This is a genomic window from Schleiferilactobacillus harbinensis DSM 16991 (genome assembly GCF_000425885.1).
Lineage (GTDB): Bacteria > Bacillota > Bacilli > Lactobacillales > Lactobacillaceae > Schleiferilactobacillus > Schleiferilactobacillus harbinensis.
On sequence record NZ_AUEH01000016.1, the window covers coordinates 23,092 to 39,627 of the forward strand.

16 protein-coding genes are annotated in these 16,536 nt (G+C 56.5%); 7 read left to right on the forward strand and 9 right to left on the reverse strand.

Annotation, left to right across the window (positions count from 1 at the left end; translation table 11 throughout):
• Nucleotides 1–79: 79 nt before the first annotated feature.
• Genes mvk through fni form a run of 3 tightly spaced genes read left to right on the forward strand, consistent with a single transcriptional unit; the run spans nt 80 to nt 3,080 of the window.
• Entirely contained in the window at nt 80–1,024 is a 945-nt protein-coding gene (gene mvk / locus H627_RS0106380) for a mevalonate kinase (protein WP_027828269.1), read from the forward strand.
• Nucleotides 1,021–2,028: a diphosphomevalonate decarboxylase gene (gene mvaD, locus H627_RS0106385; RefSeq protein WP_027828270.1), complete on the forward strand. Its 1,008-nt coding sequence runs from the start codon at nt 1,021–1,023 to the stop codon at nt 2,026–2,028. The genes mvk and mvaD overlap by 4 nt, the downstream gene beginning before the upstream one ends.
• Nucleotides 2,028–3,080 (forward strand): type 2 isopentenyl-diphosphate Delta-isomerase, encoded by a 1,053-nt coding sequence (fni, locus tag H627_RS0106390; RefSeq protein ID WP_027828271.1) that lies wholly within the window; start codon nt 2,028–2,030, stop codon nt 3,078–3,080. Before mvaD ends, fni begins: the two co-directional genes overlap by 1 nt.
• Here fni and H627_RS0106395 read toward each other — a convergent pair.
• The 3 genes from H627_RS0106395 to H627_RS17285 are packed head-to-tail and all read right to left on the reverse strand — an operon-like array spanning nt 3,077 to nt 6,233.
• Nucleotides 3,077–4,447, reverse strand: coding sequence for an RsmB/NOP family class I SAM-dependent RNA methyltransferase (locus tag H627_RS0106395; protein WP_027828272.1), 1,371 nt, complete (start codon nt 4,445–4,447; stop codon nt 3,077–3,079). The genes fni and H627_RS0106395 overlap by 4 nt on opposite strands.
• A complete protein-coding gene (locus H627_RS0106400) occupies nt 4,440–5,462 on the reverse strand; it encodes an ABC transporter permease (protein WP_027828273.1) in 1,023 nt (340 codons plus the stop codon). Before H627_RS0106400 ends, H627_RS0106395 begins: the two co-directional genes overlap by 8 nt.
• 12 nt (nt 5,463–5,474) lie before the next feature.
• Nucleotides 5,475–6,233 (reverse strand): hypothetical protein, encoded by a 759-nt coding sequence (locus tag H627_RS17285; protein WP_146994452.1) that lies wholly within the window; start codon nt 6,231–6,233, stop codon nt 5,475–5,477.
• 104 nt (nt 6,234–6,337) lie between these two features.
• On the opposite strand from H627_RS17285, the gene H627_RS0106410 reads away from it, so the two are divergent.
• Complete coding sequence (locus tag H627_RS0106410; protein ID WP_027828274.1) at nt 6,338–7,372, forward strand: hypothetical protein; 1,035 nt, start codon at nt 6,338–6,340, stop codon at nt 7,370–7,372.
• 68 nt (nt 7,373–7,440) lie between these two features.
• Nucleotides 7,441–8,022: a signal peptidase I gene (gene lepB, locus H627_RS0106415; protein WP_027828275.1), complete on the forward strand. Its 582-nt coding sequence runs from the start codon at nt 7,441–7,443 to the stop codon at nt 8,020–8,022.
• A gap of 292 nt (nt 8,023–8,314) precedes the next feature.
• On the opposite strand, the gene H627_RS0106420 is transcribed toward lepB, so the two are convergent.
• Entirely contained in the window at nt 8,315–9,388 is a 1,074-nt protein-coding gene (locus H627_RS0106420; RefSeq protein ID WP_027828276.1) for a M42 family metallopeptidase, read from the reverse strand.
• Nucleotides 9,385–9,726 (reverse strand): hypothetical protein, encoded by a 342-nt coding sequence (locus H627_RS0106425; RefSeq protein WP_027828277.1) that lies wholly within the window; start codon nt 9,724–9,726, stop codon nt 9,385–9,387. Before H627_RS0106425 ends, H627_RS0106420 begins: the two co-directional genes overlap by 4 nt.
• Before the next feature lie 107 nt (nt 9,727–9,833).
• On the opposite strand from H627_RS0106425, the gene H627_RS0106430 reads away from it, so the two are divergent.
• Entirely contained in the window at nt 9,834–10,016 is a 183-nt protein-coding gene (locus H627_RS0106430) for an LBP_cg2779 family protein (protein WP_027828278.1), read from the forward strand.
• 107 nt (nt 10,017–10,123) lie between these two features.
• On the opposite strand, the gene H627_RS0106435 is transcribed toward H627_RS0106430, so the two are convergent.
• Both H627_RS0106435 and H627_RS19185 read right to left on the reverse strand, forming a co-directional pair.
• Complete coding sequence (locus H627_RS0106435; RefSeq protein WP_027828279.1) at nt 10,124–11,554, reverse strand: C69 family dipeptidase; 1,431 nt, start codon at nt 11,552–11,554, stop codon at nt 10,124–10,126.
• 150 nt (nt 11,555–11,704) lie between these two features.
• Nucleotides 11,705–13,111, reverse strand: a complete 1,407-nt coding sequence (locus H627_RS19185) for a C39 family peptidase (RefSeq protein ID WP_051225234.1) — start codon at nt 13,109–13,111, stop codon at nt 11,705–11,707.
• Nucleotides 13,112–13,238: 127 nt separating this feature from the next.
• Here H627_RS19185 and H627_RS0106445 point away from each other — a divergent pair, with 127 nt between their 5' ends.
• Nucleotides 13,239–13,595, forward strand: a complete 357-nt coding sequence (locus tag H627_RS0106445) for a YisL family protein (RefSeq protein WP_027828280.1) — start codon at nt 13,239–13,241, stop codon at nt 13,593–13,595.
• A gap of 73 nt (nt 13,596–13,668) precedes the next feature.
• Here the strand turns inward: H627_RS0106445 and H627_RS0106450 are convergent, their stop codons facing one another.
• Nucleotides 13,669–14,865, reverse strand: coding sequence for an MFS transporter (locus tag H627_RS0106450; protein ID WP_027828281.1), 1,197 nt, complete (start codon nt 14,863–14,865; stop codon nt 13,669–13,671).
• 20 nt (nt 14,866–14,885) lie between these two features.
• Nucleotides 14,886–16,448, reverse strand: a complete 1,563-nt coding sequence (locus H627_RS0106455; protein ID WP_027828282.1) for a glycoside hydrolase family 31 protein — start codon at nt 16,446–16,448, stop codon at nt 14,886–14,888.
• Nucleotides 16,449–16,536: the final 88 nt, after the last annotated feature.

A 16,536-nucleotide genomic window follows, 5' to 3' on the forward strand; every position in this document is an offset into this window, starting at 1 on the left:
TGCATGTTCAGTTGCGTTCCCTGGATATCCATAGCACAATAGGAAGGACGATTTTTCGATAGATGAATGAGGTGTTTCTATGCATACGGGAATTGGCACCAGCCATGCCAAAATTATTTTGATCGGTGATCATTCCGTGGTTTACGGCGAGCCGGCGATTTGTTTGCCTTTGAAGGCGGTCCCCTGCCGGATTACGGTGGCCGCTCAGCCCACTGGCGAACCGGATTGGCTGACCACGTCCTTTTTCACTGGACCGCTGCCCTCGGCCCCAAGCAATTTACATGGGCCCTTGGCGCTTTGGCGGACGCTGGCCGAGCATTTGCGGATTGCCGAGCCGCTGCGGGTAACGATCGACTCCCAGGTGCCGACCGCCCGGGGCATGGGCTCCAGTGCCGCCACCGCGGTTGCTTTAGTGCGGGCCTTCTTTGATTATGCCCAGCAACCACTGACGGACGCGGATTTGCAAAAGTGGGCCGCCGTTTCGGAGGATATTATCCACGGCACCCCCAGCGGTATCGATGCCGCTACGGTGGCCAGTGCTGTTCCTATCTGGTTTATCAAAGACCAGCCGGTGATTGCTTTGCCCGACCCGCTGCGCGGCGTCCTGGTGATTGCAGATTCCGGCAAGCTGGGTGAAACCGGCCCAGCGGTGGCAGCAGTGAGAAAATTGCGCCAAACGCGGCCCAGCCAGACCAACGCAGCAATCGCTGAGTTAGGCCAGATTGCCGCCCAAGGCCGGGCGGCAATTCACCAAAACAACCTGGCCGCGCTGGGCCGGCTGCTGGATCGGGACCAAGCCTTACTGCAGGGCTTGACGGTCAGCGACCCGCTCTTGGACCAACTGATTGCTGCTGCCCGCCAGGCCGGCGCCTTGGGCGCTAAGCTCACCGGCGGCGGTCGGGGCGGCTGTCTCATTGCCCTGTGCTCGGATTTGCCCCACGCTGACCACGTCGCCGCTGCTTTGCAGCAGGCGGGGGCGCCGGCGACCTGGATCGATCCGCTGGATTCGGAGGTGCAGTCATGACCGCACCGCAATGGGCCCGCGCCCATACCAATATTGCCTTGATTAAATACTGGGGCAAAAAAGACGCGCAGCTGATGCTGCCGGCTAACGACTCGCTCTCGTTAACGCTGGCTGATTTTTATACGGACACTCTGGTGCGCTTTACGGACAGTATCGCCACCGATCAATTCGCACTGGACCAGCAGCCCATCACCGGCCAGCCGCTGGCAAAAGTGACCCGCGTGTTGGATCAGGTACGGCAATTAGCCGGCATCACTGCCCCGGCCGTGGTGACCAGCCGCAATCATGTGCCCACCGCCGCCGGGTTGGCCAGTTCTGCTTCCGGGATGGCAGCACTGGCCGCCGCCGCGGCTCAGGCTGCTGGGTTGACCCTGGATCATCCGGCATTGAGCCGGCTGGCCCGCCTCGGGTCCGGTTCAGCGACCCGCTCCATTGACGGGGGCTTCGTCCGCTGGTTTGCCGGGCATAACGATGCGACGTCTTACGCCGCACCGGTACCGGCGGCCCCGGCCCTGCTGGCCGATATCCGGGTCGTGGCCGTTGTGTTTTCTGATCAGCCCAAAGCAATCGGCAGTACCGCCGGCATGGCCCGCACCGCCGCGACATCGAGTTATTTTCCGGCATGGACTCAGCGGGCGGCGGCGGATCTGCACCGGCTGCTGCCCGCGCTGACCGCGGGCGATTTCGCCCAAGTTGGTCAAATCGCGGAGGGTAACGCCTTGGCGATGCATGCGGCAACTTGGGCGGCGGATCCGCCCTTCACCTATTTTCTGCCCGCTACACTGGCGTTGGTCCAGGGGATTCAAGTCTGGCGGCAAAGCCAGGGAGTGCCAGTCTATGCCACCGTGGATGCCGGGCCGAATGTGAAGCTCTTGACCCGCGCGCCCCACGTCGCGGCGGTGCAGCACTGGCTGGCGGCTCACTTTCCCACTGCCCAGGTCGTCGTGACCCAGGCCGGGCCGGGAATCAGTTATTATCCTGCGGGCAAGGAGGTCGATGCGTAATGCCGACGAATAAACATCCCTATCCGAATAACCCCTATTCCCGCCGTAAGGATGAACACATGGCGCTGGCCACACGCTATACAGGGACGGGCAACGAGCTGGATCAAATCCATTTTGTCCATCAAAGTCTGCCGACGGTGGCCGCTGATCAGGTCGATTTGAGCACGTCCTTTCTCGGTCAGCACTTCCCCACCCCGCTGTACATCAACGCCATGACCGGCGGCTCAGCCCGGGCAAAAGTGGTCAACGGCCAGTTGGCCACGATTGCCGCCCGACTGCACCTGCCCATGGCGGTGGGGTCGTTATCGGCGGCGCTGAAAGTCCCGGCGCTGGCGGAGACCTTCACGATTGCTCGGGAAAACAATCCGGACGGTTTTCTCATGGCTAATATTGGCGCGGATAAGACCGTTGCCGATGCTGAGCAAGCCATTGCGCTCATCGGCGCCGACGCGCTGCAGATCCATCTGAACACGGTGCAGGAAACGATCATGCCTGAGGGTCAGGTGGTGCCGAATTGGCGCGCCCATATCCAAGCCATCGCGGCGGCGGTTTCTGTCCCCATTGTGGTCAAGGAAGTCGGTTTTGGTATGAGCCGAGATACGTTAACCGCATTGCCCAGAATCGGTATCACCACGGCGGATATCAGCGGCCGCGGCGGGACCAATTTTGCCGAGATTGAAAATGCCCGCCGCCCCGGTCGCGATTTCGCCTATTTAGCCAATTGGGGGTTAACCACTGCCCAGAGTTTGCTGGAAAGCCAAGACTTCCCCGGGACGGTGTTGGCGTCTGGCGGTATCTCGGATCCCTTACAGGTATTAACGGCCCTGCGCTTAGGCGCCAGCGGGGTCGGTGTGGCCGGCTGGCTGCTGCGGAGGCTGCTGGACCAAGGGCCGGAAGCAGCGGAGGAACAGCTGCGGACTTGGCTCGCCCAGCTTCCGCAACTGATGGCTTTAGTCAACGCGGCCAATTTATCAGCATTAAAAAAGCAGCCCATCTGGTATGATGAGCCGCTGCTCAGTTACGCCCAGCAGCGTCGCTTATCGCTGCCTTAAATTCGCAACCCTTTCGGATAGAAATTTTTCACCGTGCCGTTCACAAAATGACCGACGGCGAAACCGACGCCATGGGTGGTCAATACGCCCCACTGCCGGCCCGGCGTTTCTGTCGGTACGGTTTCGCCGTGACGATAGCGGGCCGCGGCGGCGTCAGTCAAAGCTTCCTGATAGCGCCAGGCACTCGCCGGCAAGGCCATTGCCAATGCGTGGTTGGGTACCAGCCGGTCGCGTTTCACATCGGCGATGATCAAGCCCGGTCGAAGAATGGTCAGCCCCGCTGCCCGATCTGGGAAGGCTGGGGGCAGGGCCACGATCTGCTGACCGAACATCGCCACGCCGGCAGGCACGGCGGCCACCATGGTGGCCCGCCAAAACGTGGTAAATAAGTCGTTTTCCGCTCGGGTCAGCGGTCGGATCCCGGTGGCCGCGGTCCGGCGTTTCTTATGCGCAGCCGTCACGACTGGTGCTGCCGCGGGGTTATGGTAATGGAGATGGGCCACAAAATGCCCTTCGCCGCGGACCAGTTGCGGAAACAGCCGTGCGCAGCCCTGCAAACTGGGATTGCCGTCGGCCCAATCCGGCCGGCCGCCAGTCATCCCGCCCACCAGCGGGATCGGCACCACACTGAGTCCAGGATAGGTGGCGAGCAGCCAAGCAATGATCTCTTCGTCTTCTTCCGGACTGAACGTACACGTGGAATAAACCAATTCAGCATCATCCGCCAGCATGGGGATGGTGTTTTTTAATATATCCTGCTGCCGGGCCGCACATTCAGCGGGGTAGTCCGGATGCCAATAACCCATGGCCGCCGGGTCTTTACGGAACATCCCTTCCCCAGAACAAGGGGCGTCGAGGAGGATCCGGTCGAAGAAATGGGGAAAGGCCGCCATCAATTTTGCCGGCGGCGCACTGGTCACCACGGTGTGGGCGGCGCCCCAGCGTTCCACATTTTCACTCAGAATCTTGGCCCGGCTGCGGTCGATATCGTTGCTGACGAGCAAGCCGGTATCCTGCATCTGCCCAATCAGGTCGGTGGTTTTTCCCCCTGGGGCAGCGGCCAGGTCCAAGACCCGTTCGCCGGGCTTGGCTTGAAGCTGCGGGGCCACCGCCATGGCGCTGGGTTCCTGGGAATAGACGGCGCCTGTCCAAAAGGCGCGGTCGCTGCCGCCTACACTGCCGTAATAGCCCAGCGGATTCCACGGTACTTGATCCGTTGCCGCTGGCGTCGGCAAATCACTGCCGTGCAACGGGTTTAGGCGGAAGCCTTTCTCCGCCGGCTGGTCAAAGCTGGCTAAAAAGGCGTCTGCTTCCGGTCCCAGCAAGCGGCGGTATTTCTCTGCAAAACCGGCCGGTAGGTTACTCATTATCTTCTGCCTCTTCTTCATCATCTTCTTCTACTTCAGTCAACACATGGCGCTGTTTGGTACGCATGATGCCCGCAACGACCAGTACGGCTTGGAGCAGGCCGTACAGAGCGACGGTCAAAAATATTTGCTGATAACTCAGTAAATACAGCAGCGACGAGCCCAGAAAATAGCCGCCGCCGATCCCCACCAGCGCATACAGGAAATATTGGCGAATGTAGCCGTATTGCAGGTGGCGGTAAAGCAGATGATCCAATCGGCTGCCGTTCAATTGCTGGCGCTGCAGCTGGATATAATACCGCGCCAGCAAGAGTACGAGCAGCAGCGCACTGGCGAGAATCAAGATGGTCCAGACCAGCGGATTAACGTCACCCTGGGCGGTCGAGACCAGGGCATACTTCGCTTTCGTCAACCGGGTCGCGGCAAACAGTTTTTTCGCGGTTTTCTGCTTCGTCGTGGCCAAAGTACCGTCGATGTAGATCGTGTAGTGGCGCAGGGCTTTCTTTAACGCCGATTGGGCGGTGGACAGCGAGATGAAAACATGGTCATTGATGTCCGCCTTCTGGGCGGCCCCCACGGTGCCCACGACGCTTAAGTACTGATGGCCATTATAATAATATTTCTGGGTCGCCGGTTGATACAAGCGCTGGGTCACGGTATCGCCCACCACCACGAAAGGCACAGGCGCGGTGAAGTCTGAATCGGTCAGCATGCGGCCGGAACTGATGGGCAGCTGGGTATAGTCCCCGGCCCCATAAACGTAGGTGACGTTTTTGCGCAGCGGGTCAGCAATCTGGACTTGATAATTGGTCAGGCCGCTCTGACTTAACTTCGTCAGCAAGGTCGGCACTGTCTCCCGGCTTTTTGTGTGCACGCGCAGCGACGCGGCGGACAGTCCGTTGCGGTTCAGCCGATCCTGATAAGTTTGCTGGTCGCCGATGCTGAACGCCCAGACGATCAGAAAGAACGCCAAGAAATTGCCCAGCAGGAGCACGAGTTTCTGTTTGATCTTCAAGACCTCATTTCGTTAACTGATTAAAAAAGCCCGTTCGTTGATTAAATCAAATTGATGCAGCTGGCGGTTGAGCGCCCGCGTCAATGGGGTAGTGTGCAGGTGGGCGTGATCCCAAAATTCCTGGGAATCAGTGACCCCGCGAAATTCGCCGATGACCAGCAGATCGCCGGCAAACTGAGCGGCCCGTAATTGCTGCAGTACAGCCCAGTCCACCGGCACCCCGTCCGGGCTCCAGGCCCACACATAAGCGTCCGTCTGGGCCAGCGTCGCCGCCACGGCTTGGGTAGCCGGCAGGTCCTGAATCGGATACCAGGGATCTTGCCCGGTGCCGTTCGCCGCTACCCAGGAGCGGTCGTCAGTGGCGGTCATCGTCACGCCCCGCTGGGCCAAACCCGCCGACAGCATACCGTTGCCTGCCATGAGTTCCACGACCCGCCGCCCCTGCCAAGCGGCCGCCAGAGTGTCCGCAAAGGGCGCAGTAAGCATCGCCCAAACGCCGAACTGGCGCTGGATCACGTGGCGAAATTCATTAAACAACCGGTCCAGAGTGCGGATCGCCCCGGTCTCATTAGGAAAAGCAACGAGTAATGCCGCAATTTCGCCTGCGCTTAAAGTCAAATCGGGCAATCCCTGAGGCGGCAGCTGCCGCTGGGCGAGGGCCGCCGCAAATTGCTGCATGCGCTGGCAGCGCCCGCGCAAGCCGGGTGCGGCCGCGCTAAAGCGATCCACCAGGGCCGCCAGCCGGTACCAATACGTTTCTCCAATCATCATGTCCTCCATTATAAGCGAAGCAACCGCCCGCGCAAAGTCGCCAGCTAAAGGCAAGTGCGTTAAACTGGTAGAGTAAGCGTTATAAGGAAGAAAGAAGGATCTACATGTCAATCGAATGGAAGCAGGAAAACACCGTCACCCATGATGGTGCGAATCCAGAAAAAGCCGTCGCCACGCAGTCCATCGTCCCTGGTTCAATTTTGCTGCCGGCCATGGCCGCGGACATCAGTTGGGCGGATTTCGTTAAGACCTGCCAAGCGGCCTGGTTCCCAGGGACGGGCGACTTGATCGCTCCCCCGCCCCTGCGCGTTGGGACCACAGTGGGGGAAATCCCAGTATGGGAATTATTTAATGGGGACACCTTGAACGGAGCAGATTTCAGTACCCTTTGGTATCCAACCACAGAGGGCCCCTGGTTCACTGAAGGCACTGATTGGTGGGAAGCTGCCGCAATTCTGAATGTTGCCCAGCGGTTAAAGACGCCGGCGGCAGTACGGACTCTGCGGACGGGGGACGCTTTGGCCCAGCGCTTACTGGCCATCCAGCAAGACGCCCAGCACCAAGTTTGGGCACCGGGGGCGGACGTGGATGCCACTGGAATCGCCGACCCCGCCAGCGACTCGCTGACGGCCCTGGGTATTTATACCCTGCTGGCCTATATCTGGCAGGCTCAGGGCCGCCCCAATGCTTTGACCTTTGTCACCACGAAGGGCAGCCCGGCCTTGTCCCAAGCCCTTGAATGGGGCCGTATCAATGGTTATCCGTGGCATACACAGTTAGCCGATCCGCGGATCGATCCGGCGGTCGTTGAACAGTGGATCCGCCACGTACAAGTGACCCAGAACTATACCCTAGGGGCCGATGCGGCGCTTTCGCTGGCAACGGCCGAAAAAATGGCGCAGGCCGTCGTGCTGGCGAATTTCCAACCGTATCTGACGGCCGATGTGCTGCTGTCCGCCGTGACAAATCGGGAACATCCCCACGATGCCCTGACGGCGAGTCAGATTCTCAGCACCATCATCGCCCTGCCGCTGCCTAAAGTATTTCGTAAATTACGCCGGACTCAACCGTTAACATTGCCGGCTTTAGACGCAGACCAATGGCAGCAATGGCGGGCCGCGGCCCAGGCCGACGCATAATTCCCTCGCCAAGACGGGCTGAATGCGTTAGAATGATAAAGACTTTACGAAAATAGGATGTGGACAGGTTGAAGGATTCGAAGCAGACAGAGCATCAGGAAGAGGAAGAAAGTTTTGGCCACTGGCTGGTGCAAACGATTGGTCTGACTGTAGTATTCGTTGGTATTGTGGTGCTGCTTTTCACCTTTGTATTAGCCAACGATCAAGTATCCGGACCGTCCATGCAGCCCACCTTTGAGTCGAATGACCGAATCATTGCGCTGCGGCACGACAAGATCGATCGGGGCGACATCGTGATTTTGAAGGCACCGGATGAACCGGGGGCGTTATACATCAAACGGGTCATCGGGATGCCGGGTGATACGCTGCAATCAAAGAATGATGTGATGTACATCAATGGCAAGAAATACGCTCAGCCTTTCTTGAAGGAATATGAGTCGGAGCTGCCCAGCGGGACGTTGTATACGGAAGATTTCACGCTGCAATCTCTGGGTATGGGCAGCAAGGTCCCGAAGGACAGTTACTTCGTCATGGGGGATCACCGGAATGTGTCGAAAGACAGTCGACGGATCGGGTATATTAAAAAATCCGCGATCGTCGGGGTCGTCAAGTTACGGTACTGGCCGTTGAACCAGATGAAGGTATTTTAAATACGAATAGCGACAACAAAGCGGCCCATCGTGATGATGAGCCGCTTTTAATGTGAATTTGGAAAAAAAGGTCCTCTTTGATACGCCGTGCCAAGTGCTCCGCAAGCTGCGGCAAAATGGGCTGGAACGCTGTGACGGCGCTTTGAGATCGCGCAGCGGGCTCAAAGTCGCCTAACAACATCGGCGGCAAAGCCGCCGTGTTGTTTCCACAGCTGAGCCCATTTTGCCTCCGCTTGCTACGCACTTGGCACTCAGTCCGGTTGGAAACACAAAATCTGTAAAAACCTGTAAATTAGAACTGATCGATAACTGTCGGTGTCAGCTTCTTGATCAATGTAACCGCCAATTCCTTCGCCGCTGCGAAGTCGTCATAGGCGATGTAGCAATACGCTGTGTGGGCGAAGCGGACTGGGACGCTGATCACGATGGTGGCTGCGCCACCGTAGAGGTTGATCACGGCGCCGTCGTTGCCGCCGCCGGAACGAACGGAGCGCTGGTATTTAATGTGGTTTTCTTTAGCGGTATCGATGGCCAGCTGCTGGAAGCGGGGGTTGGCGATGATCGATGAGTCGAAATCCCGCAGCATCGGACCGCGGTGGAGGCCGGATTGGATCATATAATCCGGCATGACCGTGTCATCGGCCGGTGCGCCTTCAAAGACGATGGCCAGATCCGGCTTGATCTTGCGGACCATGACGGTCGCGCCGCGTTCGCCGACTTCTTCTTGACTGGAAAGCGACCCAACAACATCAACCGCCAAGTCCTGGTCAGCCAATTCCTTAATCGTTTCCAGCAGAAGCGCGGTGCCGATCCGATTATCGAAGGCCTTACCTAATAAGACGTCAGATTGGGGAATATATTCGCAGTTGACCGCCGGTACAGCCGGTGCACCGACATCAATGCCGAATTTTTCCCGGACTTCAGCGGCACTGGTGGCGCCGACATCAATGGTCAAGGCGCTTACCGGCGGTAAAGTCTGGCGCTCTGCCGCAGTCATGAAGTGCGGCGGCGTGCTGGTAATGATCCCAGGCAGCCAATCGCCGGCGTTATTGCGAATGCGGACTTTGTGCGCCGGCAGAGTGACGGCCGCCTGGCCCCCGACAGTGACGAAGCGCATCGTACCGTTGGGCTTGATGGCTTGGATCATATACCCCACTTCATCGCTGTGGGCATCCAATTGCAATTGGGGCTTGATCTGCGTATTGCCGTTGCGGGCAATGCGCAAATTGCGCATATGGTCTTCAGTGACCTGGGCAAAGGGATCGATATAGTCCTTGGCAATTTGGACGACATCGTCTTCAAAACCGGAGACACCATTGGCGTTGCTGAGATCGCGAATCAGCGCGATGGATTCTTCTTTACTCACTGGGTAACATCCTGCTTTCTGTCGACCCCGGGATCGTCGTCAACGACGATGGGCTCGTTAAAATTTTTATTGTAATAATCAATCGTGATCACTTTGTATTTACCATTTGGAAACTTGGCAACGATTTCGCCGGGATCCACCTTGAGCATCCGCCCGTGGTCGAAGACGACCAGATGGGTGGAGTCATAATCTGCCTTCGTGCCCAAGTCCGGACCGAAGAACTGTTCAATCGTCTTCTGGTCCATTCCCTGGCGATACGGTAAGAAATGGGACATCTTCGCGGTGGAAAAAGCGGCAAATTCTCCTTGCGGAAACGCGGCTAAAGTGTTATCTGCCATGGCCAACACTCCTCTCATACAACAGTATAGCAGGCGTTGAAAACTTTGACGAATCGCGGTCAATTCGCTATGCTTAAATTATGAAATGTTGAGGAGGGCCCACAAACATGGCGTTATCAAAATTTGCAGAACAAATCATCCGTTTCCAGAAAACGCATGATATGACAGACGGGGAAATGGCGTTTTCCAGCCACTTTTCCGTTGAAAAGATCCACGAGTTCAAGTCCGGTGAAGCAACGCCCACAGCGGATGAAGAAAAGAAATTACGGGAATTCATGAACAGCAACTAATTGCTCCCCTCACGCCCGCCTGTCCCTTATGGACACGGTTGGACGCAGCGAAAAAGAAGGATCACAACGCCAAGAGCGTTGCGGTCCTTCTTTTTTTGTCCTAGAAATTAAAGATTCTTATCCATATTGAACGTCAGCTTGGACAAATTGATGCCGTCCATGATCAAATCGCTCATCAGGTCCTTGGCCTTGTCCCGGTAATCGGCCACGATCTTGTAGTTCTGGCGGGTCAAGAATTCGGTCAGATCGGCCGGATCTTTGATGTCCGCGGCTTGGGCGTCGATTTCGACGATCAGCTCGCGCTTGTGGCGGCGGCCCTCTTTCAAGTAATCCCGGTCCTTTTGGACGAACTTGCTGTATTCACTCTCCACCAGGAAGGACAACGACTTGTAGAGCCAATAAGCGCTCTCGTAGTCGTGGGTCATCGGGGTGTGGGACCAGCTGGGATTGGTATCGTTGGCGTTGGTGTAAAACGGCACGTACGGCGCGAACGTCGGATAGCCTTCGCAAATGTGCATGATCGCGCTGTACGCTTCCGGCACGTCGTTGCGCAGCTGCAAAATGTGGGAATTCTGGGTACGGTTCAAGCCCACTGGCCGGTAACGCAGGCGGTCGGCTTCACTGCCGTGACCAAACGGATCAAACGGGGTCTCATTATAATGGGAACCCAGCAGATATTCGATATCGTCGGTGGAGATTTTCTTCGCCGGCTTCAGAATAAAGGGCAGTTCCCCACTTTCGGGATCCTGTTCCAATTCCGGATTCAACCGGCTCTCGATGTACCATACCCGCGGGGTGTTATAATGACGATCTTTTTCGTCGAAGGTCCCGAAGATGTGGCGGAAATTCCAACGGTTGAAATCTGGATTCAGGTGGTACTTTTCAACAAAGTCCTGAATCCCGTCGGACCACATGAAGTCGTCGGTCTTGCTGAAGTCCACATCTTGGATCGCGACTTCGTTGGCAGCGACAGCGTAGCAGTCATCGGGAATGCGCTGCGCGACCCAGTGGTGGCCGGTGACGATTTCCATGTACCAGACTTCATCGTGGTCGGAGAACAGTACGGAGTTGCCGGCAGCGGAGCCGAACTTGGCAATCAGCTGGCCGAGGTACTTAACCCCGTGACGGGCAGAGTCGATGTACGGCAGGACCATAGTCTGCATGCAGTCTTCGTCCAACCCGTCCTTCGTGTTCAACGGATCGTAGGCCAAGCTGCGTTCGTTGCCATAGGTACTCTCAGTACAGCTCATGGCAACGTTCTTCTCATTGATGCCGCTTTCGTCGTAGTAGCCCTTATGCTTGTAGTCAACATTGGGTACGGCGTTGTAGCGGTAACTGTCAGCGGGCAGTTCGGCTTGGAAGTCGTTGAGCCAGGACTTCAAGACGCGGCCTGGCTGGTCATGGACAGCCGGTTCCATGTAGAACCGTTGCGGGGTCAGGGGCAAGAAAGTATCGTCGTTGCGGGCAATCATCGTTGACCCGTCGAGGGAGGCTTTTTTACCCACGAGGATGGAGGTACATGCTTTCAGATTTTTCAAAATGGGCACCCTTTTCTATCTATTTGATAACAATTACACGATACAGGCGGGAGAAAGGGTTGTCAATGTTGGGTCAACTGAGCGCAAAAAAGAAGTTGAGACGACAGGTCTGAAAGTACCCTTGTCTCAACTTCTGGTTAGTGCAAAGAATTATCGATTCACAGACAGCGCCTGGCCGTTGTATTCGGCGTTAAACTTGCTCATTGTGGACCAGTAGATGGCGCCCTGGTCGTAGCCGTTGTTGTAGCCGAGTTCCTTGGTGCCGCCTTGACCGGCTGTTTTGCTGCTGTTGCTGTACAGCGGGTCGTGGACGAGGAATTGGCCATCCTTGTAACCTAAGATCACCTTGCAGTGGTTGCGGTTGGTGTCGGCCTTGAGGTTTTGGTAGGAAGACCAGCCGTAATACAAAACGGGGTGGCCGGTGAGGACCAGCTGTTTGATGGTTTCGGTGGATGCGCCGGAAACGTTGACGACTTTCTTATCCCAATTGTGGGCATAGTCGGTCAGCGCATTGGGTCCGATGACCCAGCCGAAGCCTGCGCCGGTGTATACATTCCCCTTCTGGCCGCCGGGATTGCCAGGATACATGGGCAGATGATCTTGGGCGTATGTCAGGAAGCTCTTGTCGATCGTGACGCCGTCGTAACCCAGCAGCATGCTCATGGCGGTGGCTGCACAGCCCCACGGCGCGAAGACAGGATTATATTGGCTGACGTACGGAACATCCAAGGTCAAGGCATCGCCGGTGGCCCGGCCGACGACCGCGTAGTCAGCTTGAATCCACTGATTGCCGCCAAGGTTGTAATAGGTTCTGCCGTTGGCCGTGGTCTTTTTATGTACAGCCCAGCGCGTGCCGTTGGTCAGCGGCGCGTGGTTGGCGACAGAAAATGTACCGTTGCTGTTCTGCTGCCATACGGCGATCCCGTAGCCTTTTGCATAGGAAATAACCGCAAAAGTACCATTGGGCAGGGTGCTGTCATCGGTTGCGCTGCTGTCTGCCGCATTCACGATGTATTGGGATTCGACCCATTGGTTGCCGCCCAGATTAGTGTAACCGCGGCCATTGATGGTGATGGTCCCCGAGACTTTCCACGTGGTCCCGTGCTGCAAATAACGGCCAGTGTTGGTCACCGTGCTGCCGTTAATCTGGAACAACCGGACGCCGTAACCCGGCACGTAATTGATTCGGCCAACGAAGGATGCCGGCGTCATTGCCGGGGTATCCGCGGCATCGGCCACATACATGCTGTTGACCCACTGGTTGCCGCCGACGTTGGTGTAGCTCGTCCCATTCAGATCAATGGTACCGAAGATCTGCCACTGGGTGTTGTTGGCCAAACTATGGCCGGCGGGATTCATGCTGCTGTTGCTCAGGGCCATCACCGGCGCGCCCTCTGTGCCCGCGTTGTGAATGGTAGCGACGCCGTTTTTCGGCACGACCTGTTGACTGGTCGGCGCGTCGGCTGCGTTAACCGCCGCGATGGGTGTCAGGACACTGGTACTTAAGCAAAGACTGAGTGCCAAGGCAGCAACAGTCGTGATTTTTTTCATTGTCATATGTTCTTTTCCTCCCCAGGAAATACGCAAGATACATTTATCATACCGCTTTGGGTCGTGGGAAGAAATAAGAATGTTGGAATATTTGTAAAAAGCGTATACTAACCGTAAAAGGAGTGGTTTACATATGGTATGGTTATGGGTTCACTTAATTGCTTGGATCGTCTTAGCGGTGGTGGTGGCCATCGGCTTATTGCGCCGGTCAGCTAACGTGACAACCTGGGCCATGACTGCCCGGGTGCTTTATTTGATTTCAATTATCAGCGGCATCGTTCTGCTGCTGCGGGTCTGGCAATATAATCCTGTGGGCAGCGTGATCAAAGTGCTGCTGGCGCTGGGCTTTATCGCGTTTATCGAAATTGCTTTTGCGCGGAAGCAGCAGCACAAACTGAACAACACGCTGCTGTGGGTCGTCTTCGGCTGCTGCTTGGTTGTTGGGATATTTGGTTTGTGGCTGGCCCAAGGGCGGCCGTTCGTCGGTTAACAATGGGATACTAAAAAGGCCGCTGACATGGCAGAACATGTCGGCAGCCTCATTTGTTATTGCCAGATGCTGGTCACTGCGCTGGCGCGGCGTGGGCAGCACTGTGCAGCCGCATGCCCGCGACGCCTAAGATGACGGTCATGGCCAAGGAAAACAGACCAAAAACGATCAGCACATTGGTACTGCTGTGGACCAGCCCTTCAATGGCGGACATCACGTACGGCGCACAGAAGCCGCCGACGTTGCAGCCGACCAGCAGGATCGAGGTCGCCAATGTTGCTGAACCGGCTTCCACGACTTCAGTGCCGCGGTTGAAGGCGTAGGAACCCAGCAGTGTCGGGCCGATACCGACGACGAGCACCGTGCCGATCCCGGTCAGCCACAAGTTGCTGGAATACGCGGCCAGCAGATTGCCTAAGGCCATGCAGGCGGCGCCGATCATGAAGACGTATTGGTGGATTGCCTTGTGCAGCATACCGAAGCTGAAGCCAACCAGCATGCCCATCAGGGTCGTCACACTCAGCCAAGTGCTGACGCCGGTGGCGGTACCGTAGCCGGCATCCACGACAATGGTCGGAATACGCACATTGAAGCCAGCCTGAATACAGATAAAGGCTAACATCGTTAAGGCCAAACCAACGACTTTCAGATTAATATGCTGCTGAACTTTGTGACCGGTCTGATCGGTACTTTCCATCGATTTGACCTGCGGTACGAAGAACCAGAATAGGATCAAAATCGGGAAGGCAATCAAGTACACCAGATAAGACAGGTGCCAATTGATCGTCAGCAGCCACCCGGCAACAAAGGTCATCGCTGCGTTCCCAATGGATTGAAACGCGCTTTGAAAACCAATGGACTGGGCCTTTTTCTCCCCGCTAAAGAACACAGAGAGCAAGGACACGGCCAGGGAGTTGAACACCCCGAAACCGGCGCCCAGCAAGATCCGGGAAACTAAGATTGTTGGATAATTGGTGGTGAATGCCGGGACGATCCCAGCGACCCCCACCAGCAGCAGACCTAACGCCACCGTGTTCTTCGCTCCGAGTTTGCGGGCGATCCAGCTGCTGAGCAGGACCATCACCGTGACAGAGAACGTCGGCACCGTGGCCAACGATTCCAATGAGGCCAGGGATTGTCCGGGCATTGCCTTTTGCATTGCCGGCAAGGTGGCCGAAATGGCATACGCACTCGTCAAAACCAGCGAAATGGACAGGAGTGCGGATTGGAGCAATAGTCCATTCTTTTTCGGTTGTGTTTGTGCAGCCATAAGTGTCTCTTCTTTCTTAATTAATCAATTTTCTGATAAGCAGGCAGCGTGCTCAAATCAACAGGCACATCTTTTTCGCCGCCGCCAGTGACGACATCGTGAGTATCATGAATGGATTGCCACTTGCCGGCGGGGAAGTAAATCGTCTTGTGGGCGGCCCCCTTCTCCAGCACTGGCGCTACCAACAGCTTAGCCCCCAGCATGAACTGGGTCTTGGCAAAGGCCAACGGTGTTTCAGGATACTCATAAGCCATCGGCCGGGTGATCGGTTCCCCGGTCTTGGCGGCGTTTTGCGCCAACGCAATAATATAATCGGCATAGTCGTGGTGCAACTTGGCGGCTTGGATGCAGAGATCCAAGTGTTCCTTGTCCAGCACCCGCCATGGAGCAACGGAGAACTGCATCATGGCCATTAAGGCGGCACATTGGGCTGAACGAACGATCAATTCTTGGTCCAGATGCCCCTTCTTACCCAAGAAACTGGTGTATTCACCCCCGCCAATCATGTCGGGACAGTTATAGTAATACCCCAGCAGCCCCTGGGTGAGCGTATCCGGGATCAATTCCGATAATCCGTTGACGCCCCACTCAAAGGACTTGTCTTGCAAGCGGTTGACCAGCGGCGCGCCTTGGTTCTTGAAGTTGACCCGGTATTCGTTATACGGGAATTCCAGGCCGAATTCGCCCCAGAGCTGGGTCTGCTCGGTCTTGCTCAGTTGCATGACGGACCGGTCGTCATCGTCGTAGAATTTGGCATCGCCGGCATCGAACTTGAAGCCGTCGACCCCGGTCTCGGTCTGTAATTTGGTCAGGGCATGTTTGTACCAGGCATACGTCTTAGGATTCGATAGATCCAGCAGTGCACCGTAGCCGTTCCACCATTCGCGGATGACCGGGGTCCCATCAGCCTTTTCAATCAGCATGTGCTGATCCCGTAAGTCGTGGTATTCCGGCGTGTCTGGCGTCACGAACGGGCAAGTCCAGACCATGACTTTGAAGCCCATGTCGTGGAGCTCTTGGACCATGCCCTTGGCATCCGGGAACTTGCGGATGGAAAATTCCCAACGGCCGTAATATTCCGCCCAGAGGTCGTCGATCATAATGATGCCCGGGGCAAAACCGTGATCCACAATACCGTGGGCGTACTTCAGCACATCGGCTTGGTTTTGCTTGTACATCAATTCAATCCAGTCGTTCCATTGGGCCAGCTTGAAGAACTCAGCCGGCGGCATTTTACCTAGGGTAAAGGTCTGCCGGGCCAAGGTCTGCTGCGCGTCCTTTAAATTATGGCCGGATTCATCAAGATAGAGCGTTGAGCGCCCGGCGATTTCCAGATCATTGCCCTTGACCTGAAGATTAAATGGCTGCGCGCTCCAAAGCGCGCGGCCTGCCGTAGAAATGAATGCTGGCGCCACTTGGTTCGGCGTATTCAGGTGAATCATGTCTAACTGGTAGTCGCTCCCCTGGGTGAACGGATAAACCGGTCCATCCATGACGCACCCGCCATACCAATATTCACCTTGATGAATTGGAATTGTTAAATGCTGCTGCAACGTACTGTGCAATTGTTGAACGGTTGCCATTGCGTATTCCTCCTCTGCCTTAACTGCGGTATTCGTACCGCTTTCACTCTCTATGGTAGCAGTGCCGCGGGTGATTGAAAATGGTCGC